The following is a 20,679-nucleotide window of genomic DNA, read 5'->3' as shown; positions in this document are numbered from 1 at the left end:
ATATGCACTGTAGACTGATAATCAGTATGCTTGCAAATTTGCGCAGATAAAACTCCGCAGCAGGGGGCAGGAACGTGAACATCCCGCGACAAGGCGTCGGCGCGCCGGTCAGGCGTCTCGAAGACGACAGGTATCTCGAAGGCCGCGGCCGCTTCGCCGGCGACATCCGCATGCCCGGCATGCTGGAGGTCGCCTTCCTGAGAAGCCCGGTCGCCCATGCCGGGCTGCGCGGCGTGGCCAAGCCCGAGGGCGCCGCGCACCAGGTCTTCACCGCCGCCGATCTGGAGGGCGTCCGGGGCATCCGCGCCGATAGCGGCCTGCCGGGCTTCCGCAGCTCGGTCCAGCCGGTCCTGGCCGCAGACCGCATCCGCCATGTCAACGAGCCCGTCGCCGCCTGCGTCGCCCCGAGCCGCGCCGAGGCCGAGGATCTGGCCGAGGCGACCGGGCTCGATCTCGACATCCTGCCGGCCGTCCATGACATGCTGAAGGCGCGCGACCCCGATGCGCCGCTGCTGCATGACGGCTGGGAGGAGAACGTCTTCCTCGAAAGCGGCTTCGAGCAGGGCTTCGAGGCGGCCAGCGCGGACGCGGCGATCCGCATCCGCCGCCAGTACCGCACCTCGCGGCAATGCATGTCGCCGATGGAGGGGCGCGGCGTCGTCGCCTATGTCGACGAGCAGGCCGACCAGCTGGTCGTCATCACCTCGACCCAGATGCCGCATATCGTCCGCAACGGCCTGGCCGAATGCCTCGGAATCGACCAGGGCCGGATCCGCGTGATCGCCCCCGATGTCGGCGGCGGCTTCGGCTACAAGGGCATCCTGCTGGCCGAGGAGGTCATGCTGGGCTGGCTGGCGCTGAAGCTGCGCCGCCCGGTCCGCTGGATCGAGGACCGCCGCGAGCAGCTGGCCGGGAACGCCAATTGCCGCGAGCACTGGTACGACATCACCGGCTATGCCTCGGCCGACGGCCGCCTCCTGGCCGTGGAGTGCGAGGCCATCGTCGATAGCGGCGCCTATTCCGCCTATCCCTTCTCGGCCTGTCTCGAGGCCGCGCAGGTCGCCTCGATCCTGCCCGGACCCTACAAGATGGACGGCTTCCGCTGCCGCACCTGGTCGGTGGCGACGAACAAGCCCGCGATCCTGCCCTATCGCGGCGTGGCGCGGACCGGCGTGTGCTTCGCGATGGAGCTGATGATGGACGAGCTGGCCCGCGGCATCGGCATGGAGCCCGCCGAGTTCCGCCGCCGGAACCTGGTCACCGGCAGCGAGATGCCCTTCGTCAACATCACGAACAAGATCTTCGATTCCGGCGACTATGTCGAGGCGCTCGACCGCTCGCTCGCCGCGCTCGACCTGCCCGCGCTGCGCGCGCGCCAGGCCCGGGGCGAGCCGGACGGCCGCCATCTGGGCGTCGGCATCTCGATCTTCTGCGAACAGGGCGCGCATGGCACCTCGGTCTATTCCGGCTGGGGCATCCCGATGGTTCCGGGCTTCGAGCAGGCCACCGCGCGGATGACCCCCGATGGCGGGCTGGAGCTGCGCGTCGGCGTGCAGAGCCACGGCCAGAGCCTGGAGACCACGCTGGCGCAGATCGCCAACGAGGTGCTGGGCGTCGATCCGGCGAAGGTGAAGCTGGTCCATGGCGACACCGCGCTGACCCCCTATTCCACCGGCACCTGGGGCTCGCGCTGCATCGTCATGGCCGGGGGCGCGGTGGCGACCGCCTGCGAGGAACTGGCCGAGCGGGCGAAGAAGATCGCCGGGACGCTGCTGCAGGCCGACCCCGACGCGATCGTGCTCGGCAATGGCGAGGCGCGCGGCCCCTCGGGCTCGGTCACGCTCGCCGAGATCGGCTCCGTCTGGTACCACCGTCCGCAGGATCTGCCCGAGGGCGTCGATCCGGCCGGGCTCGAGGCCACCAAGGGCTACAAGACCGTGCGCGACACCGGCACCTTCTCCTATGCCTGCCACACGGCCGTGGTGCTGGTCGATCCCGGCACCGGCGCGGTCGAGATCGAGGATTACCGCATAACCGAAGATGGCGGCGTGCTGGTCAATCCGATGGTGGTCGACGGCCAGGTCTGGGGCGGCGCGGTGCAGGGGATCGGCACCGCCCTCTACGAGGAAATGCCCTATGACAGCGAGGGACAGCCCTTGTCCACCACGCTGGCCGAGTACCTGCTGCCCGGCGCGGCCGAGGCCCCCTCGATCCCGATCGCCCATATGGAGACCCCCTCGCCGATCAGCCGCTTCGGCCAGAAGGGCATCGGCGAGAGCGGCGCCATCGGCCCGCCCGCGGCCATCGGCAATGCGGTGAATGACGCGCTGCGCGCCTTCGGCGCGGCCATCGACCAGGTGCCGATCACGCCCGAGCGCGTGATGGCCGCCCTTGCCCGGGGAGAGCGCGCATGAAGGCCGCCCGTTTCGATCTGCACCTCGCTGCCGATGCCGCCGAGGCCGTGCGCCACCTGCAGGGCGATGACGCCAAGCCCGTCGCGGGCAGCCAGTCGCTCGGCCCGATGCTGAACCTGCGCCTCGCCCGGCCCGGACTGCTGGTCGATGTCACCCGCTGCGCGGAGCTGCGCGCCGTCACCGAGGAGGCGGAGGACGTGCTCTACGGCGCGGCGCTGACCCATGCCGAGTTCGAGGATGGCGCCCTGCCCGATGCCACCCCCGGCTGGCTGGCCCCGATCGCCCGGCGCATCGCCTATCGCGCGGTCCGCAACCGCGGCACGATCGGCGGCTCGATCGCCCATGCCGATCCGGCGGCCGACTGGGTGGCGACGATGACCGGGCTCGGCGCCTCGGTGCGGATCCTCGGCCCCGAAGGCGCGCGCGAGCTGCCGATGGCGGAATTCGTCACCGGCGCGCTTTCCACCGCGCTCGGCCCGGACGAGATCGTCACCGCCATCCGCCTGCCGCGGCGCGGACCGGAGGCGCGCTGGTCCTACTGGAAATTCTGCCGCAAGGTCGGCGAATTCGCCAAGGCCTCGGCCTGCGTGCTGGCCGATCCGGCACGGGACGAATACCGCGTCCTCGCCGCCGCGATCGAGCGCGCGCCGGTCGCCCTGCCCGATCCGCGGGCGCTGATCGAGGGCCGCGCCGATCCGCGCGAGGCCGTCGAGGCCGCCCTGCCCTTCCTCAGCCCCGAGCGCCGCGCGCTCCAGGCCACCGCCACGAGCCGCGCGCTCGCCGCCCTCGAGACCGGAGTTCCCGCATGACCGCCTTCACCGTCAACGGCCAGGAGGTCCGCTTCGAGGGCGAGCCGCGCACCCATCTGGCGGATTTCCTGCGCGAGGACATGGGGCTGACCGCCACGCATCTGGGCTGCGAGCACGGCGTCTGCGGCGCCTGCACGCTGGTCAAGGACGGCCGCCCGGTGCGCAGCTGCATCACCTATGCCGCCGCCTGCGAGGGCGCCGAGATCCGCACGCTGGAGGATTTCCGCGACGACCCGCTGATGGCGCGCATCCGCGCCGCCTTCAAGGAGCATCACGGGCTGCAATGCGGCTTCTGCACGCCGGGGATGCTGGCCACCGCCTATGACATCGCCACCCGCCTGCCCGATGCCGACGAGGCGCGGATCCGCGAGGAGCTGTCGGGCAATCTCTGCCGCTGCACCGGCTACATGGGCATCGTCGCCGCCATCCGCGCGGTGCTGGCCGAGGGCCCGCATGCCCGCCCAGAAACGCCTGCGCGCGCGCCCCAGATCGGCCGCGCAAGCTTCGGCCGGCCCGCATCTCCGGCACCGGCCGCCGCTGCACCCGGTCCCGCCCCGGGCTCGACCCGGGGCCTCCCCCGGCCGCTGACGGGCGCGACGGTGCTTGCGCGCGAGATCGCCCTGCCGCTGCCCGCAGCCGAGGTCTGGGCCGTGCTCGGCGATATCCGCAAGGTCGCCGCCTGCCTGCCCGGCGCCGCGGTCGAGCGGGTCGAGGACGGCATTGCCGACGGCAGCTTCACCACCCGCATCGGCCCGATGAAGGCCGCCTTCCGCGGCACCGCCCATGTCAGCTACGACACGGAGGCGATGACCGGCCGGGTCGCGGGCCAGGGCGGCGATGCCGGCTCGCGCTCCTCGGCGCAGGGCGAGATCGGCTTCGCCCTCGCCGGAGACGGCCCGGAGGCCTGCCGCCTCTCCTGCGAAATCGGCTACCGACTGACCGGCCCGCTGGCCCAGCTCGGCCGCCCCGCCATCGTCGCGGGCATCGTCGACCGCATGCTGGAAGATTTCACCGCGAATATCGCCGCCGCTGCCCGGGGCGACGCCCCGGCGGTCGCCGCGCCACCCGGAATCGCGGGTTTGATCCTGGCCGCGCTCCGCAATATCCTGCCTGGCAAGCGAGACGGAGGAGAGGCCTCTTGACGGAAGACATGAACGCGGCGCCCGAGCTGCCGCCCGAGGACACGGGAGAGTCGCCGGCGCTCCTGCGCGCGGCCTGCGACAACGACTGGGCCGAGACCGGGCTGCGCGACCGCCCGGGCTTCCTGATCCGGCGGCTGCACCAGATCCATACCGCGCTCTTCATGCAGGAATGCGCCAGCGAGGGGCTGACCCCGGTGCAATACTCGGTGCTGACCGCGCTCGGCCAGATGGGCCCGTCCGAGCAGATCGCAATCTCCCGCGCGGTCGGGCTCGACCGGACCAGCACGGCGGATGTCATGCAGCGGCTGGAGAAGCGCAAGATGATCCGGCGGCGGACCTCGCCGAAGGACCGCCGCTCGAAGATCGCGACGCTGACCGAGGTGGGCGAGAGCCTGCTCGAGCGGATCGACGCCGCCGCTTCGGCCGCGCATACAAGGACGCTGGAACCGCTCGGCCCCGACGAGCGGCGCGAGCTGATGCAGGCGATGCGCAAGATCGTCGACGCCTATCCGGATCTTGAGCGCAAGTCCTACTGAGACGGCCGGGCGCGGGCCCGGCCGCTCCGGTCACAGCCCCATATAGGCCTCGCGGATGCGGGCATCCCCGGCCAGCACCGTGCTGGGGCCGGTCATCGTCACCCGCCCGGTCTCGATCACGAAGCCCTGGCTCGCCAGGTCGAGCGCGGTCATCACGTCCTGCTCGACCAGCAGGATCGTCAGCCCGGTGCGGTTCACCTCCATCAGCGCCTCGCCCAGCGTCTCGACCAGACGGGGCGCGAGCCCGAGGCTCAGCTCGTCGATCATCAAGAGCCGCGGCGCCGACATGATGCCCCGGCCGATGGCGCACATCTGCTGCTCGCCGCCCGACATGGTGGTCGCGTCCTGGCCCGCCCGCTCGCGCAGGATCGGGAAGGTCTCCATGACGAAGTCGAGATCGCGCGCGACCTGCGCCTTGTCCTGGCGCAGATAGGCGCCGAGCATCAGGTTGTCCCGCACCGAGAGCCCCTTGAAGAGCCGCCGGCCCTCGGGCACATGCGCCACCCCCGCGCCGAGGACCGCATCCGGCGCGGCGCCGCCGATCTCGGCCCCGCCGAGCCGGATCGACCCGGCCCGCGGCGCGATCAGCCCCGAGATGGTGCGCAGGAGCGTCGTCTTGCCCGCGCCGTTCGAGCCGACGATGCAGGTGATCGCGCCGGCCTCGACGCGCAGCGACACGTCCCAGAGCACCTGCACGTCGCCATAGCCCGCCTCGAGCCCGTCGATTTCGAGGATCGTCTCAGCCAAGGGCCATCTCCTTCTGGAAGCGTTCGGCGAATTTCGGGCCGAGATAGGCCTCGATCACCTTGCGGTCATGGACCATCTCCTGCGGCGGCCCTTCGGCGATCAGCTCGCCATGGTGCAGGACCAGCACGCGGGACGACAGGCTGAGGACCACCTTCATCAGATGCTCGATGATCAGAATCGAGACGCCGCGCGCCGCGATCCGCCGGATCAGGTCGAGCGCCCCGTCGATCTCGGTGGCGTTCAGCCCGGCATTCACCTCGTCCAGAAGCAGCACTTTCGGCGACATGGCCAGGCTTTTCGCCAGCTCCAGCCGCTTGCGGTTCGGCAGGGTCAGCGACGCCGCGGGCGATTGCGCGACATGGCCGAGCCCGACGAAGTCGAGCTCCCGCGCGGCATGGTCATGCGCCTCGGCAAGGCTCTCGGGATGGCCGCCGAAAAGCGCGGAGGCCGCGACATTCTCCAGCACGGTCATCTTCGGGAAGGGCTGCACGATCTGGAAGGTCCGCGCCAGCCCGCGCCGCGCCGCCTGGAAGGGCTTCTGCCGGGTGACGTCGCCGCCCTCGAAGAAGACCTTGCCCGCGGTGGGCGTGTGGACGCCGGTGATCGCGTTCACCAGCGTCGTCTTGCCCGCGCCGTTCGGCCCGATCAGCGCGACGATCTCGCCCTCCTCCAGCTTGAAGGAGACGTCGTTCACCGCCTTGATCCCGCCGAAGGCGCGCGAGACGTTCTGCAATTCTAGGATCGGGCTCATCCGGGCTTCCTTTCGGCAGCTTTGCGGCGCGACGGCCGGCGCAGGATCGCGCGCCAGTCGAGCTTCAGGATCCCGCCGGGCAGGAAGAAGATCAGCGCGACGACGATGGCGCCCATGATCGCGCGGTTCCATTCCAGGAAGTTGGCCCAGAAGATCTCCTCGAGCAGGACGAAGCTGACCGCGCCCACGACCGGACCCAGAAGCGTCCCCGCGCCGCCCAGCATCGCCATGACCGGCACCTTGACGGTGGTCAGGATGTCGAAGCTGTCGGTCGGGTCGATATAGCCCACCCAGGAGGCGTAGACCGCGCCGACCGCGCCGGGGAAGACCGCCGATAGCACATAGGCCGCGATCTTGTAGCGGGTGGTGTCGATGCCGACCATGTCGGCGGCGTCCTCGTTCTGCTCGATGCAGCGCAGCCCGAAGCCCAGGCGCGAGCGGTCGACCAGCACATTGGCGAGGAAGGCCGCGGCCATGATGCCGAGCATGACATAGAGGACCAGCGCCGAGACCTCGGGCGGGCGGCCCTGCAGGAGTGGCACGTTCAGCCCGTTGCCGCCGCCCGTCACCTCGCCCCAGGACGAGACCACCAGCCGCGAGATGTCCACGAGCGCGATCGAGCCGATGGCGAAGTAGTGGCCCTTCAGCCTCAGCACGATGGCGCCGATCAGGAAGGACACGCCGCCGACGAAGGCCGCCGCGGCCAGCCAGGCCAGCGCGGCCGGAACGCCCGAGCGCTGCGCCAGCGCGCCGACATAGCAGCCGATGCCGTAGAAGGCCGCGGTCGAGAAGGAGGGATAGCCGGTGAAGCCGCCGATGATGTTCCAGCTCAGCGCCAGCGCGGTGAACATGGCGATCGAGATGGCGATGCGCACCTCGTAATTGCCCAGCACGACCGGCGTCAGCGCCAAGGCCGCCAGCCACAGCGCCATGGCGATCAGCGGCCAGGGAGATTTCCGCGCCATCATTCGTATCCTTTCACGCCGACCAGGCCCTGCGGCCGCACGATCAGCAGCACCAGCATCAGCACGAAGCCGATGGTGATCGCGTTCTGCGGCCCGACGAGCACGCCCGCGAAGCTCTCGATGATGCCCAGAGCCAGCCCGCCGGCCAGCGCGCCCGAGACGCCGCCGAGCCCGCCGATCACGCAGATCACGAAGGCCTTGCCGAGGAACACGCCCGAGAGGTTCGTCGTGACCGGAAAGACCATCGCGAAGACCGAGCCCGCGGCCCCGGCCATCAGCGCGGCGATGCCGAAGGTCACGGCGTAGATGTGGTTGACCTTGATCCCCATCAGCGCGGCCGCCTCGCGGTCCATGCGGACCGCGACGATGGCGCGGCCGATGCGCGAGGTGCGCAGCACGACGAAGAGCAGCGCCGTCAGCAGGAGCGCCAGCCCCATGCCGATCAGCCGGTCGACCGGCATCGCCACGCCCCAGAATTCCAGCCGCCCGAAATCCATCGAGACGCGCCGCGGCGTGGCGGTGAAGAACACCGTCATCAGGTTGTAGAGGATCATGTCCAGTCCGAAGGTCAGCGTCAGCGTGGTCAGCACCGGCGCCGACACGACCTTGTTGATGAAGAGGTACTGCAGCGCGTAGCCCAGCCCGAAGAGCAGGACGGCCACGACGGGCAGGATCAGCACCGGGCTGATGCCGGTATAGGCCCAGGCGAAATAGGTCAGGTAGCCGCCGAGCACGATGAAGGAGCCGTGCAGCATGTTGATGACATTCAGCACCCCCCAGACCAGCGAGAAGCCGATGGCGATGCAGGCATAGAGCGTGCCGAGCACCACTCCGTTCGCCAGTATCTGTGCGAAACCCATGAGGTTCTTTCCTTGCAGGAGCCCCGGCCGGGGGGAGCCGGCCGGGGCGCGTCAGGCATCCGTTCCCGAGATCACTCGAGGAAGGTCATCTCGGCATTGGCGATGTTCTCGGGGTAGAGGATCTTGATCTCCCCGCCCTGCACCTGGATGATCGGCATCTCGCGGCCCTGGTTCATGCCGTTCTCGCCGAACTTGATCGGGCCGTAGAAGGTCTCCATGTCGGTCGCCGCCAGCGCGTCGCGCATCGCCACGGGCTCGATCGTGCCCGCGCGGGACGCGGCATCCGCCACCACGTCGAGCGCCGCGGCGCAGGAGCCGTGGACATAGTCGGGATCCTCGCCGCCCGAGGCCTCCAGGAAGTCCTGGTAGAACGCGTCGGTGGAGGACCAGGCGCCCGCCACGTCGGTATAGCCGGTCGCATGGTGCCACCAGGTGGAGCTGGTCACGCCGTCGGCGAGCTCGCCCAGGCCTTCGGTGAATTCCTTGTAGGCCGGGCCCGTGACCATGGTGATGATCGGCGCCTCGATGCCCAGATCCTGCATCTGCTTGCGGCCGAGGATCAGGTCCTGGGTGTAGCCGGTCATGTAGATCCAGTCCGGGGCCAGCGACTTGATGGTCGAGAGCGCCGCCGAATGGTCGATCGCGCCGACCGGGTAGAGCTCGTCATAGACCACGTCGAGCCCGGCCGCCTTGGCCGACTCCGAGGTCGCCGTCGCCATGGATTTCGGGAAGACGTCGTCGCGGCCGTAGATCGCCACGGTGCCCAGATCCGGCATCTTCGCCTTGAACTCGGCGACCATCGACTCGGTCATGCCGGAATTCGGCGCCAGCGTGCCGAAGAGGTACTTGAAGCCCTGGTCGTAGACCGAGGTCGAGGAGGCGACGCAGGCGACCAGCGGGATCTGGTAGCGCTCGGCGACGGCGGCGACGATCTTGGTATGGCCCGAGCCGAAGGGCGCCATCAGCACGTCGACCTCGTCGTCATTGATCAGCTTCTCGGCCAGCTGGCCCGCGCGCTTGCCGTCGGTCTGGTAGTCGTATTCGACGATCTCGACCTTCATCTTGGTGCCGCCGACATCGATGCCGCCTGCCGCGTTCACCTTGTCGGTCCACATCTTCCAGACCAGCTCCTGCTTGTGGCCCTCGTCGGCCAGGCCGCCGGTCAGCGCCAGCGGCGCGCCGATCTTCAGCACCTCTTCCGCCGCAGCCGCGCTGCCGAGCGTCAGCGCCGCAAGCGCGGCCGCGATTGCGGTATTGCGTTGGGTCGGGGTCATGTTCGCGTCTCCTCGTTGGCTACGCCGTGCCGGTATCTCCGGTCTCTCCAGGCGGCGTCCGTGCGCTCACGTTATCGTCAGTATACGGCTTAATGGAGGGCCAAATTGCGATGCCGGGTTTTTGATGCACGGGTGAGGAATCTTTCAGCACCGGGCGGCGCGCCTGACGTTTTCGTCAGCATACTGCGAATCCGGTTCTGCGGCCCCGGCGGCAAAGTCGCCGCCCATGTGCCCGCGGGCACCGCAAGGCTTTCCGGGATGCGGAAAACCCGGGGCGCTTTCGCGCTGTACAGTCCGGACGCGTACTGATTACCTGCCGCGGCAAGGTGTTGCAGATGGCAGGAGAGACAATGCTGAATTCCGCGCTCGGGCTGAAAGGGGCCTTCACCGCACCGCATCAGGCGGCCACCCAGGCGGGGCTCGGCGTGCTGGCCGAAGGCGGCTCGGCGATCGAGGCGATGGTGGCCGCGGCCGCGGCCGTGGCGGTCGCCTATCCGCACATGAACGGCATCGGCGGCGACGGGTTCTGGCTGGTCAAGCGGCCGGGCGCGGCGCCGGTCGGCATCTTCGCGGGCGGCCAGGCCGCGGGGCTCGCCACGCCCGACTGGTACCGCGCGCAGGGCCATGCCGCGGCGATCCCCGCCCGCGGGCCGCTCGCCGCGCTGACCGTGCCGGGCAGCGTCGGCGGCTGGGGCGCGGCGCTGTCGCTCTGCGACCGGCCGATGCCGCTCTCCCGCCTCCTCGCCCCGGCGATCGAGCTGGCCCGCCAGGGCATCGCCGTCACCGGCAACCAGGCGGACTGCACCGCCGAGAAGGCACCCCGATTGCAGGACGTTCCGGGCTTTGCCGACATCTACATGCCCGGCGGCGCCGCCCCCGCGCGCGGCAGCCGGATGCGCCAGGCCGCGCTCGGCGCCACGCTGGAGCAGATCGCCCGCTCCGGCACCGAGGATTACTACCGCGGCGAGATCGCGGCGACCCATGGCGCCTTCCTCGAGGCCGCGGGCAGCCCGCTGCGTGCCGCGGATCTGGCCGCCTACCGTCCCGAGCAGGTGGCGCCGCTCAGTGTCGAGACCTCGCAGGGGCGGCTGTGGAACATGACGCCGCCGACCCAGGGCATCGCCTCGCTGATGATCCTGGCGCTCTTCGACCGGCTCGGCGTGACCGGGGCCGAGGGCTTCGCCCATCTCCACGGGCTGATCGAGGCGACCAAGCAGGCCTTCATCAAGCGCAATGCCGAGCTCGGCGACGGCGCCCGGGCGCAGGACTGGCTGGCGGCGGCAGAGCTCGACGCCATGGCGGCGCGGATCGACCCGGCGCGCGCCCTGCCCTGGCCCTACGAGCCGAAGGAAGGCGACACGATCTGGATGGGCGCGGCGGATGCCGATGGCACGGTCGTCAGCTTCATCCAGAGCGTCTTCTGGGAATTCGGCTCGGGCCTGACCTGCCCCGAGACCGGCGTCGTGTTCCAGAACCGCGGCGCGGCCTTCTCGCTGGCGGGCGGGCCGAACGGGCTGGCGCCGGGCAAGCGGCCCTTCCACACGCTGAACCCGGCCATGGCCGAGCTGTCGGACGGGCGGATCCTGTCCTACGGCACGATGGGCGGCGAGGGCCAGCCGCAGACCCAGGCGGCGGTCTTCTCGCGCTACGCCATGTTCGGCCAGGGGCTGCAGCAGGCCGTCACCGCGCCGCGCTGGCTGCTTGGCAAGACCTGGGGCGACGACACCACGACGCTGAAGCTGGAGGACCGCTTCGATCCGGCGCTGGTCGATGCGCTGAAGGCGGCGGGCCACCAGGTGGAGATGATCCCCGGCTTCTCCGATCTCGCGGGCCATGCCGGCGCCGTGGTGCTGCATCCCAAGGGCCTGCGCGAGGCGGCCTCGGACCCGCGCGCCGACGGCGCCGCGCTGGCGCTCTGAGCGATGGAGCCGCATGCGTTCTGGCAGGCCGTCGAGGACGGCCCCGCCCCGCCGCCGCCCTATGAGGCACGGTTTCCGGCCGAGCTGCCCGGGGGACGGATCCTCTGGCTGCCGACGCGGGAGCTGGCGGGCACGCAGAATGCGCTGGCCTCGCTGATCCTCAACCAGGCCAGCTTCGCCGTCGAGGAGGCGCTGGCCGCGGATCTGGCGGAGGCGCTGCGGCCGCATGCGCCAGAGCTGCTGGTCGGCCTGCCGACGCTGGGGCTCGGGCTCGCCGCGGCGGTGGCGCGCCAGCTCGGCCATCGGCGCTACCTGCCGCTCGGGACCTCGCGCAAGTTCTGGTACGACGAGGCGCTGTCGGTGCCGCTGAAATCCGTCACCAGCCCCGGCGGCGGCAAGCGGCTCTATCTCGATCCGCGGATGCGGCCGCTGCTGGCCGGCCGCCGCGTGGCGGTGATCGACGACGCGCTGTCGACCGGCAGCTCGATGAAGGCGGCGCTGGGTCTCCTCGGGCTCGAGGGCATCCGCCCGGTGGCGATCGGCGCGGCGATGCTTCAGACCGAACGCTGGCGCGTGCCGCTCGGGCCCGAGATCCCGGTCTGCGGCGTCTTCCGCTCGCCCCTGCTCGAGCGCCGCGCCGACGGGCTCTGGCCGGTGGCGGAGGCGAAGGCCGATTGACCCGCCCGCGCCAGCCCCTATGATGGCCCCCGACGTCAGGGGAGTCCCGCCACGGGGACTGAGAGGCTGACAGGGGGCAACCCCGGTGACGCGACCCTTCGAACCTGACCCGGTTGATGCCGGCGTAGGAAGACCGGAGGGCATTCCCGCATCGAGTTCCGCGGCGGTCCTTTCGGGCCAGGAGGCCCATTGGCATGCCGCCATGGGCCCCGTCCCGCGCCCGCCCCCTCCGGGTCCCGATGGAGGAGCGCGGAGGAAGATGCGCAACACGGACAATCGCCTGGTCTCGGTGCTGGGCGCGGGCGTGGCCGGGCTCTGCACGGCGACGGCGCTTGCCGATCGCGGCATCGCGGCCGAACTGATCGCCCCCGCGGAGGCGCCGCAGCCCGCTTCGCATTTTGCCGGGGGCATGCTCGCCCCCTTCTGCGAGGGCGAGGCGGCGCCAGACGAGGTCGTCACCGCCGGGCAGAAATCCGTCGACTGGTGGGCCGCGCATGTGCCGGTCGCGCGCCGCGGCACGCTGGTCGTCGCCCCGCCCCGCGATGCCGCCGAGCTCGGCCGGTTCGCCCGCGCCACCCGCGGCCATGTCCCCGCCGATCCGGGCGCGCTGGAGCCCGATCTGGAGGGACGCTTCGCCCGCGGGCTCTTCTACGAAACCGAGGCGCATCTCGATCCGCGCGAGGCGCTGGCGCAGCTGCGCGCCGGGCTGGCCGCCCGCGGCGTCCCGATCCATGACGGGCCGCCCTCGGGGCGGATCATCGACTGCCGCGGGCTGGGCGCCGATCTGTCCGGGCTGCGCGCGGTGCGCGGCGAGATGCTGATCGTCGAGGCGCCCGACGTGGCGCTCTCGCGCCCGGTGCGGCTGCTGCATCCGCGCTTTCCCTGCTATATCGTGCCGCGCGCCGGGCAGCGCTTCATGATCGGCGCCACGATGGTCGAGCGCGACGATGCCGGGCCGGTCACCGCCCGCGCGGCGATGGAGCTGCTCTCGGCCGCCTATGCGCTGCATCCGGGCTTTGCCGAGGCGCGGATCCTCGAGCTCGGCGCCGGCCGGCGCCCGGCCTTTCCCGACAACCTGCCCCGCCTCGTCCGCCAGGGGGACCGGCTGCATGTCAACGGCATGTACCGCCACGGCTTCCTGATGGCGCCGGTCCTGGCCGAGGCGGCGGCAGACCAGATTGCACACGACCTGCAGGAGGACATCCATGCGCATTGAAGTGAACGGAGAGAGCGTCACGACCGGGGCGGCAAGCCTGGCGGCGCTTCTCGAGGAGCAGGGCCATGACGCGGCCTCGGTCGCGACCGCGCTCGACGGCGCCTTCGTGCCCCGGGCGGCGCGCGGGACGGCCGCGCTGAAAGACGGCGCGCGGGTCGAGATCCTCGCGCCGATGCAGGGGGGCTGAGATGTTCTACGGAACCGAACTGCAGAACCGGCTGTTCCTCGGCACCGCGCAATACCCGTCGCCGCAGATCCTCTCGGAGGCGATCGCCGTCGCGGGGTCCGAGGTCATCACCGTCTCGCTGCGCCGCGAGGGGCGCGAGGGCGCGGGGTTCCGCGACATCCTGAAAGACGCGGGCTGCCGCATCCTGCCCAATACCGCGGGCTGCCACAGCGTGCGCGAGGCCGTCACCACCGCGCAGATGGCGCGCGAGCTCTTCGGCACCGCCTGGATCAAGCTCGAGGTGATCGGCCATGCCGACACGCTCCAGCCCGACCCTTTCGCGCTGGTCGAGGCGGCGCGGATCCTCTGCGCCGAGGGGTTCGAGGTCTTCCCCTACACGACCGAGGACCTGATCCTGGGCGAAAAGCTGCTGGAGGCCGGCTGCGAGGTGCTGATGCCCTGGGGCGCGCCGATCGGCTCTGGCCAGGGGCTGCGCAATATCGAGGGGCTGCGCTCCATGCGGGCGCATTTCCCGGGCGTGCCCCTGGTGATCGATGCCGGGATCGGCGCGCCTTCCCAGGCGGCGCAGGCGATGGAGATGGGCTTCGACGCGGTGCTCCTGAACACCGCCGTGGCCAAGGCGCTCGACCCGGTGGCGATGGCGCGGGCCTTCTCGGGCGCGGTCGCGGCCGGGCAGGAGGCGCATCGCGCCGGGCTAATGCCGCGGCGCGACATGGCCGCCGCCTCCACCCCGGTCTTCGGCATGGCGGAGCTGGCCTGATGCATCTCGATCCCTTCTACCTCATTGTCGGCGACGTGGCCCTGCTGGAGCGGCTGGTGCCGCTGGGCGTCAAGCTGGTGCAGCTGCGCGTCAAGGACCGTTCCTCGGCCGAGCTGCGCGACCAGATCGCCCGTGCCCGCGACTGCTGCGCCCGCCATGGCTCGCAGCTTGTCGTCAACGACTACTGGCGGCTGGCGATCCAGCTTGGCTGCAATTTCGTCCATCTCGGCCAGGAGGACATGGACAGCGCCGATTTCGCCGCGCTGCGCCAGGCGGGGGTCCGCTTCGGGCTCTCGACCCATGACGAGACGGAGCTGGGCCGCGCGCTGGCGATGGACCCGGCCTATGTCGCGCTGGGGCCGGTCTATCCGACGCTGCTGAAGAAAATGAAATGGGGGCCGCAGGGGCTCGACCGGGTCAGCCGCTGGAAGGCGATGGCCGGGACGACGCCGCTGGTCGGGATCGGCGGGCTGACGGTCGAGCGCCTGCCCGGGCTCTTCGCCGCCGGGGCCGACAGCGCGGCGGTCGTCACCGACATCCAGCAGGCGGAGGACCCCGAGGCGCGCTGCCGCGCCTGGATCGCAGCCACGCGGGAGATGGCGGCATGAGCCGCTACGACCGCCAGACCCGGCTGCCCGGCGTCGGCGCGGATGGCCAGGCGCGGATCGGGGCGGCCCGGGTGCTGGTGATCGGCGCGGGCGGGCTCGGCTCCACCGTGCTGCCGCTTCTGGCCGGGGCCGGCGCCGGCCATCTGCGCATCATCGACCCGGATGTGGTGGAGGAGAGCAACCTGCACCGCCAGACGCTCTACCGCATGGCCGATCTGGGACGGCCGAAGGCCGAGGCCGCGGCCGAGAGCCTTGCCGCGCTCAACCCGGGCTGCACCGCCTCGGCGCTGGCGGCGCGGCTCGACCCGGCGCTGGCGCGCGACGAGCTGGAGGCGGCGGATCTGGTCGTCGATGCCGCCGACAGCTTCGCGGTGACCTATGCGCTGTCCGATCTCTGCCACCGCCGCGGCCTGCCCCTGGTCTCGGCCTCGGTCACCGGCTGGCGCGGCTATGCCGGGGGGTTCTGCGGCGGCGCGCCGAGCTACCGCGCGGTCTTTCCCGACCTGCCGCCGCGGGCGGGCAGCTGCGCCGAGACCGGGGTGATGGGCCCCGCCGTGGCGGCGCTCGCGGCGATCCAGGCGCAGATGGCGCTGTCGCTGCTCCTCGGCCACGCGCCCTCGCCGCTCGGCCAGCTGATGACGATGGACCTGCAGAGCTGGCAGGTCTCGGGCTTCCGCTTCGACGGCGCGCCGGAGCCCGAGGCGCCCGGCCCGGCGATCCTGGCGCCCGCCGATCTCGGCCCCGGGGATCTGGTGATCGAGCTGCGCGATGCCGCCGAGGCGCCCGTCCTGCCGGTGCCCGGCGCGCGGCGCTGCCTGCCGGGCGAAATCGACGGGATCACCCCGGCGCCCGGACAGCGCGTGGTCTTCGCCTGCGCCACCGGCCTGCGTGCCTGGCGCGCCGCCCGCGCCTTCGGGGCCCGCAGCGAGGTCCCGGCCGCGATCCTCGGCTGAGCGCGCCGGGGCGGCCGCCGCCCCGGCATACCCCCTTCGGTGCATATCCTGCACTGCAGCATCCCCCTAACCTCCCTCTCATCGCGCCAGGCAGGACCCCGGCGCCGCTTCTACCGACAGGGAAGAAAGGGACCCAGGATGAGGACTTCCGCAACCGGCGCGCTCGCAGGCGCCGCAACCATCGCCTTTGCCGTCAGCGCCGCCCATGCCGCCGACACTGTCGCCGTCGGCGTGCTGCAATCGCTCTCGGGCACCATGGCCATCAGCGAAGTCACGGTGAAGAACGCCGAGACCATGGCCATCGACGAGATCAACGCGGCCGGCGGCGTGATGGGCCACCAGATCGAGGCGGTGATCGAGGACGGCGCCTCGGACCCGGCGATCTTCGCCCAGAAGGCGTCGAAGCTGATCCAGAACGACGATGTCGCCACCGTCTTCGGCGGCTGGACCTCGGCCTCGCGCAAGGCGATGCTGCCGGTCTTCGAGCGCGCGGACAGCCTGCTGTGGTACCCGGTGCAGTTCGAGGGCAACGAATGCTCCGCCAACATCATGTATTCCGGCGCCCAGCCGAACCAGCAGATCCTGCCCGCCTATGAATGGGCCAAGGCGGAGGGCAAGAAGAGCTACTTCCTGGTGGGTTCCGACTACGTCTTCCCGCGCACCGCGAACCTGATCGTCAAGAAGCACCTCGCCGAGGACGGGCTGGACCTGGCGGGCGAGCAGTACGTGCCCCTCGGCGGCACCGACTTCTCCGCCGTGATCGCCAAGATCCGCGCGGCGAAGCCCGACATCATCTTCAACACGCTCAACGGCGACTCGAACGTGTCCTTCTTCAAGCAGATGGCCGCCTCGGGCATGGGCCCCGACAGCGTGCCGGTGATGAGCTTCTCCATCGCCGAGCAGGAGGCCCGCGCCATGGGCACCTCGCTGGTCGAGGGCTCCTACGCCACCTGGAACTACTTCGAGACCCTGCCCTCCGACGCGAATGCCGACTTCGTCCAGGCCTACCGCGCGCTCTACGGCGAGGACGCCGCCGTCACCGACCCGATGCTGCACGGCTACCTGAACGTCTATGCCTGGAAGGCCGCCGTCGAGGCCGCAGGCAGCTTCGACACCGACGCGGTGCGCGCCGCGGCTGTCGGGCTCGACATCGACACGCCGATGGGCACCGTCTCCTTCGCGCCGAACCAGTCGCTGCGCCAGACCGCCTATGTGGGCCAGCTGGACAGCCAGGGCCAGTTCGACATCATCTGGTCCTCGGACGCGATGATCGAACCGGAGCCGTATGACGCCCTGACCTTCCCGGGCAAGACCTGCGGCGTTGCAACCAACTGACCCTGGCGGCCGCCCCCGATCCCCGGGGGCGGCCATTTTCCCACCCGAAAGGAACTCGACATGCTCGATGCGACCCTCTTCGCGGGCCAGGTCTTCAACGGCTTCTCCGTCGCCTCGCTCTTCGTCCTCGCGGCCCTCGGCCTGGCGCTCAGCTTCGGGCTGATGCGGGTCATCAACATGGCCCATGGCGAGATGCTGATGCTGGGCGGCTACCTGGCCTATCTCACCTACCTGATCGTCCCGGGCCCTGCGGCCATCCTCGTCGCCATGCCGGTCGCCTTCCTCGGCGCGGCGCTGGTCGGCGGGCTGCTCGAGCTGACGGTGATCCGCAGGCTCTCCTCGCGGCCGCTCGACACGCTGCTGGCCACCTGGGGGGTCAGCCTGATCCTGCAGCAGGCGGCGCGCTCCGCCTTCGGGCCGATCGGCGTCGGCGTGACCGCGCCCGACTGGCTGAACACCGGCCTGTCGCTGGGCGGGCTCTACTTCCCCTCGACGCGGATCTTCATCCTCGCGGTCGCGGTCGTCGTGCTGGCCGGGCTGGGCCTGCTGATCGCACGCACCCGGCTGGGCCTCCTGGTCCGCGCCGTCAACCAGGACCGGATGATGGCCGCGGCCTCGGGCATCAACACCCGCCGCGTCGATCTCGCGGTCTTCTGCCTCGGCACCGGCATCGCGGGGCTCGCGGGCGTGGTGCTGTCGCTGCTCGGCCCCGTGACCCCCTCGGTCGGGCAGAGCTACATCGTCCCGGCCTTCCTCGTCGTGGTCATGGGCGGGCTCGGCTCGATGGTCGGCACCACCATCGCGGCGGTGATCCTCGGCCTCGTCTCCGCGCTGTCGCAGATCTTCCTGGACGTCTCGATGAGCCAGGTCCTGATGCTGCTCTTCGTCATCATCTTCCTGCAGTTCCGGCCGCAGGGCGTCGTCGCAACCCGTTCCCGTGCCCTGGAGGGCTGATCCATGTCCGGTCATCCGATCCTCCGCCACGCCTGGATCCCGCTCATCGGGCTCGCGGTGCTGGCGCCCAGCCTCGTCTCCTCCTACGACCTCAACCTGCTCGGCCGCTTCCTCGCCATGGCCATCCTCGCCATCGGCATCGTGCTGATCTGGGGCGAGGGCGGCATCCTGACCCTGGGCCAGGGCGTGTTCTTCGGCCTCGGCGGCTATTCCATCGCCATGTACCTGAAGCTCGCCTCGCTCGATCCGGGCTACCTGCCGGATTTCATGGAATGGTCGGGCGTGATGTCCCTGCCCTGGTGGTGGGTGCCCTTCCGCTCGCCGCTGCTGGCGCTCCTTGCCGTCGTGCTGCTGCCGGCGCTCTTCGCCGGGCTCTTCGCCTGGCTCGTCTTCCGCCGCCGCATCGCTGGCGTCTATTTCGCGCTGATCACCCAGGCGGTGGCGCTGACCTTCGCGACGCTGCTCACCAGCCAGCAGAGCACCACCGGCGGCTATAACGGGCTGACCGGCTTCACCACGCTCTTCGGCATGGAGCTCGGCACAGAAAGCGCCAACCGCACGCTCTACTGGGTGACACTGGGCCTGCTGGCGGCGGTCTTCGCGGGCACGAAATGGCTGATCGGCTCGCGCTTCGGCACGCTCCTGCGCGCCACCCGCGACGGCGAGAACCGCGTCCGCTTCCTCGGCTACGACACCACCCCCTACAAGGTCGCGGCCTTCGCCCTCTCGGCGGTCTTCGCCTCGATCGGCGGCGCGCTCTTCACGCTGCATGCCGGCGTCGTCTCTCCGGCCTTCGTCGGCGTCGTCCCCTCGATCGAGATGATCGTCTGGGTCGCGGTCGGCGGCAGGAACAGCCTCTGGGGCGCCGTGGCCGGCGCGCTGATCGTCAACTTCGCCAAGGACATCGTCTCATCGGCGATGCCCGAAGCCTGGCTCTACGTGCTCGGCCTCGTCTTCATCCTCGTCGTCACCTTCCTGCCGAACGGCCTGGCCGGGCTTGTCGACGACCTGATGAAGCGCCGCCGCAACCGCGCGGACGCCCCCCGCGCCGCGATGCTGGAGGAAGCGAAATGACCATGCACACTGCCATCTCCGCCCCGGCGCCGCTTCTGGAAGTGACGGACATCACGGTGGATTTCGACGGGTTCAAGGCGATCGACGGCTTCTCGCTCAGCCTCCAGCCCGGCGAGCTGCGCATCCTGATCGGCCCGAACGGCGCGGGCAAGTCGACCTTCTGCGACACGGTGATCGGCCGGGTGCAGTCGGCCGCGGGCTCGGTCCGCTTCAAGGGCGACGAGATCACCAACCTGCCCGAGCACGAGATCGTCCGGCGCGGCATCTGCCGCAAGTTCCAGACCCCCGGCGTCCTGCCGAGCCTGTCGGTGCGCGACAACCTCGCCGTCGCCGCCGCGAAGGACCGGCGCTGGTGGACCACCTTCAGCCACCACCGCGCCGCGGAAGAGACCCGCCGGGTCGAGGAGATCCTCCAGACCGTGGGCCTGGCCGACCGGGCGGAGACCCTGGCCGCCGATCTCGCCCATGGCGAGAAGCAGTGGCTGGAAATCGGCATGGTCGTGGCCACCGACGCGGATCTGCTGCTGCTCGACGAGCCGACCGCCGGGATGGGGCCGAACGAGACCTCGAAGACCGCCAAGCTGATCCACTCGCTTCTGGGCCGGCATGCGGTGCTGGTGATCGACCATGACATGACCTTCGTCGAAGAGCTCGGCGGCACGGTCACGGTGCTGCACCAGGGCCGCTTCCTGAAGCAGGGCAGCGTGGACGAGGTCCGCGCCGATCCCGAAGTCGCCGCCGTCTATCTGGGCCGGGCAAAGGAGTAACCCCATGGACTCGCTTCTCAACATGCAGGGCGTCGCCGCCCATTACGGCCAGAGCCAGGTGCTGTGGGACATCGATCTCGACGTGGAGAAAGGCGGCGCGCTGGCACTGATCGGCCGCAACGGGGTCGGCAAGACGACGCTCCTGAAGACCATCATGGGGGTGCAGAAGGCCACGGCCGGGGCGATCCGGCTCGATGGCGAGGACGTGACGCGCCAGGCCTCGCATGAACGTTCCCGCGGCGGGATCGGCTATGTCCCGCAGGGCCGCCATGTCTTCCCGCACCTGACGGTGGAGGAGAACCTCTCCAGCGGGCTCTCGGCGCTGGCCGGGCGCGGCAAGGGGAAGATCCTCAAGGGCATCCCGGGCCATATCTTCGACCTCTTCCCCAAGCTCGACCAGATCCGCCACCGCAAGGCCGGCGTGCTCTCGGGCGGCGAGCAGCAGCAGCTGGCCATCGGCCGGGCGCTGGCGGGGCAGCCGAAGCTTCTGCTTCTCGACGAGCCGACCGAGGGCATCCAGCCCAACGTGGTCCAGCAGATCGAGGACGCGCTGCGCCGGGTCCGGACCGAGCTGGGGGTGACGATCGTCATCGTCGAGCAGTATCTCGACTTCGCCTGGTCCTTCGCCGACGAGTACTGCGTGCTGATGCGCGGCCGCACCGTCCGCCGCGGCCGCACCGCCGAGGAAAGCGCCGACGAGGTGGCGCATCTGGTCAATGTCTGACCCGCG

At 70.7% G+C, this 20,679-nt stretch carries 21 protein-coding genes and 1 riboswitch; of the genes, 16 read left to right on the top strand and 5 right to left on the bottom strand.

Going from position 1 to position 20,679, the window contains the following annotated elements; genetic code table 11:
• Positions 1–74 precede the first annotated feature (74 nt).
• Genes FGX59_RS07750 through FGX59_RS07735 form a run of 4 tightly spaced genes read left to right on the top strand, consistent with a single transcriptional unit; the run spans position 75 to position 4,901 of the window.
• Positions 75–2,414, top strand: coding sequence for a xanthine dehydrogenase family protein molybdopterin-binding subunit (locus tag FGX59_RS07750; protein ID WP_240722315.1), 2,340 nt, complete (start codon positions 75–77; stop codon positions 2,412–2,414).
• A complete protein-coding gene (locus FGX59_RS07745) occupies positions 2,411–3,223 on the top strand; it encodes a xanthine dehydrogenase family protein subunit M (RefSeq protein WP_206078309.1) in 813 nt (270 codons plus the stop codon). Before FGX59_RS07750 ends, FGX59_RS07745 begins: the two co-directional genes overlap by 4 nt.
• Positions 3,220–4,365, top strand: coding sequence for a 2Fe-2S iron-sulfur cluster-binding protein (locus FGX59_RS07740; RefSeq protein WP_138465960.1), 1,146 nt, complete (start codon positions 3,220–3,222; stop codon positions 4,363–4,365). Before FGX59_RS07745 ends, FGX59_RS07740 begins: the two co-directional genes overlap by 4 nt.
• Entirely contained in the window at positions 4,362–4,901 is a 540-nt protein-coding gene (locus tag FGX59_RS07735) for a MarR family winged helix-turn-helix transcriptional regulator (protein ID WP_206078308.1), read from the top strand. Before FGX59_RS07740 ends, FGX59_RS07735 begins: the two co-directional genes overlap by 4 nt.
• 30 nt (positions 4,902–4,931) lie before the next feature.
• Here the strand turns inward: FGX59_RS07735 and FGX59_RS07730 are convergent, their stop codons facing one another.
• The 5 genes from FGX59_RS07730 to FGX59_RS07710 form a co-directional block, all read right to left on the bottom strand.
• Complete coding sequence (locus FGX59_RS07730; protein ID WP_138465959.1) at positions 4,932–5,648, bottom strand: ABC transporter ATP-binding protein; 717 nt, start codon at positions 5,646–5,648, stop codon at positions 4,932–4,934.
• A complete protein-coding gene (locus FGX59_RS07725; RefSeq protein ID WP_138465958.1) occupies positions 5,641–6,399 on the bottom strand; it encodes an ABC transporter ATP-binding protein in 759 nt (252 codons plus the stop codon). Before FGX59_RS07725 ends, FGX59_RS07730 begins: the two co-directional genes overlap by 8 nt.
• Complete coding sequence (locus FGX59_RS07720; RefSeq protein WP_138465957.1) at positions 6,396–7,364, bottom strand: branched-chain amino acid ABC transporter permease; 969 nt, start codon at positions 7,362–7,364, stop codon at positions 6,396–6,398. The genes FGX59_RS07725 and FGX59_RS07720 overlap by 4 nt, the downstream gene beginning before the upstream one ends.
• Complete coding sequence (locus FGX59_RS07715) at positions 7,364–8,224, bottom strand: branched-chain amino acid ABC transporter permease (RefSeq protein ID WP_138465956.1); 861 nt, start codon at positions 8,222–8,224, stop codon at positions 7,364–7,366. The genes FGX59_RS07720 and FGX59_RS07715 overlap by 1 nt, the downstream gene beginning before the upstream one ends.
• 71 nt (positions 8,225–8,295) lie before the next feature.
• Complete coding sequence (locus tag FGX59_RS07710) at positions 8,296–9,498, bottom strand: amino acid ABC transporter substrate-binding protein (RefSeq protein ID WP_138465955.1); 1,203 nt, start codon at positions 9,496–9,498, stop codon at positions 8,296–8,298.
• Between the two features lie 350 nt (positions 9,499–9,848).
• On the opposite strand from FGX59_RS07710, the gene FGX59_RS07705 reads away from it, so the two are divergent.
• From FGX59_RS07705 to urtE, 12 genes are all read left to right on the top strand, one after another.
• Complete coding sequence (locus FGX59_RS07705) at positions 9,849–11,417, top strand: gamma-glutamyltransferase family protein (protein WP_138465954.1); 1,569 nt, start codon at positions 9,849–9,851, stop codon at positions 11,415–11,417.
• 3 nt (positions 11,418–11,420) lie between these two features.
• The gene (locus tag FGX59_RS07700; protein ID WP_138465953.1) at positions 11,421–12,095 is read left to right on the top strand and encodes a phosphoribosyltransferase; all 675 of its coding nucleotides are present in this window, start codon (positions 11,421–11,423) and stop codon (positions 12,093–12,095) included.
• A gap of 27 nt (positions 12,096–12,122) precedes the next feature.
• Positions 12,123–12,243, top strand: a riboswitch (TPP riboswitch).
• Positions 12,244–12,354: 111 nt separating this feature from the next.
• On the top strand, positions 12,355–13,311 hold the full coding sequence (locus FGX59_RS07695; RefSeq protein ID WP_138465952.1) for an FAD-dependent oxidoreductase: 957 nt from the start codon (positions 12,355–12,357) through the stop codon (positions 13,309–13,311).
• Positions 13,301–13,498 carry a sulfur carrier protein ThiS gene (thiS, locus tag FGX59_RS07690; RefSeq protein ID WP_138465951.1) on the top strand — a complete coding sequence of 66 codons (198 nt, stop codon included), beginning with the start codon at positions 13,301–13,303 and terminating at the stop codon, positions 13,496–13,498. Before FGX59_RS07695 ends, thiS begins: the two co-directional genes overlap by 11 nt.
• 1 nt (position 13,499) lies before the next feature.
• Positions 13,500–14,258, top strand: a complete 759-nt coding sequence (locus tag FGX59_RS07685) for a thiazole synthase (protein WP_138465950.1) — start codon at positions 13,500–13,502, stop codon at positions 14,256–14,258.
• Complete coding sequence (locus tag FGX59_RS07680) at positions 14,258–14,866, top strand: thiamine phosphate synthase (protein WP_138465949.1); 609 nt, start codon at positions 14,258–14,260, stop codon at positions 14,864–14,866. The genes FGX59_RS07685 and FGX59_RS07680 overlap by 1 nt, the downstream gene beginning before the upstream one ends.
• A complete protein-coding gene (locus FGX59_RS07675; RefSeq protein ID WP_138465948.1) occupies positions 14,863–15,819 on the top strand; it encodes a HesA/MoeB/ThiF family protein in 957 nt (318 codons plus the stop codon). The genes FGX59_RS07680 and FGX59_RS07675 overlap by 4 nt, the downstream gene beginning before the upstream one ends.
• A 138-nt stretch (positions 15,820–15,957) precedes the next feature.
• The gene (gene urtA / locus FGX59_RS07670; protein WP_138465947.1) at positions 15,958–17,154 is read left to right on the top strand and encodes an urea ABC transporter substrate-binding protein; all 1,197 of its coding nucleotides are present in this window, start codon (positions 15,958–15,960) and stop codon (positions 17,152–17,154) included.
• 60 nt (positions 17,155–17,214) lie between these two features.
• The gene (gene urtB, locus FGX59_RS07665; protein WP_138465946.1) at positions 17,215–18,108 is read left to right on the top strand and encodes an urea ABC transporter permease subunit UrtB; all 894 of its coding nucleotides are present in this window, start codon (positions 17,215–17,217) and stop codon (positions 18,106–18,108) included.
• Positions 18,109–18,111: 3 nt separating this feature from the next.
• Complete coding sequence (urtC, locus tag FGX59_RS07660; RefSeq protein ID WP_138465945.1) at positions 18,112–19,182, top strand: urea ABC transporter permease subunit UrtC; 1,071 nt, start codon at positions 18,112–18,114, stop codon at positions 19,180–19,182.
• Complete coding sequence (gene urtD / locus FGX59_RS07655) at positions 19,179–19,949, top strand: urea ABC transporter ATP-binding protein UrtD (protein ID WP_206078307.1); 771 nt, start codon at positions 19,179–19,181, stop codon at positions 19,947–19,949. Before urtC ends, urtD begins: the two co-directional genes overlap by 4 nt.
• A gap of 4 nt (positions 19,950–19,953) precedes the next feature.
• Positions 19,954–20,673, top strand: coding sequence for an urea ABC transporter ATP-binding subunit UrtE (urtE, locus tag FGX59_RS07650; RefSeq protein WP_138465944.1), 720 nt, complete (start codon positions 19,954–19,956; stop codon positions 20,671–20,673).
• Positions 20,674–20,679 lie beyond the last annotated feature (6 nt).

This window comes from Poseidonocella sp. HB161398 (assembly GCF_005870025.1).
GTDB lineage: Bacteria > Pseudomonadota > Alphaproteobacteria > Rhodobacterales > Rhodobacteraceae > Mangrovicoccus.
This window is presented reverse-complemented; position numbering and strand designations above follow the sequence as displayed.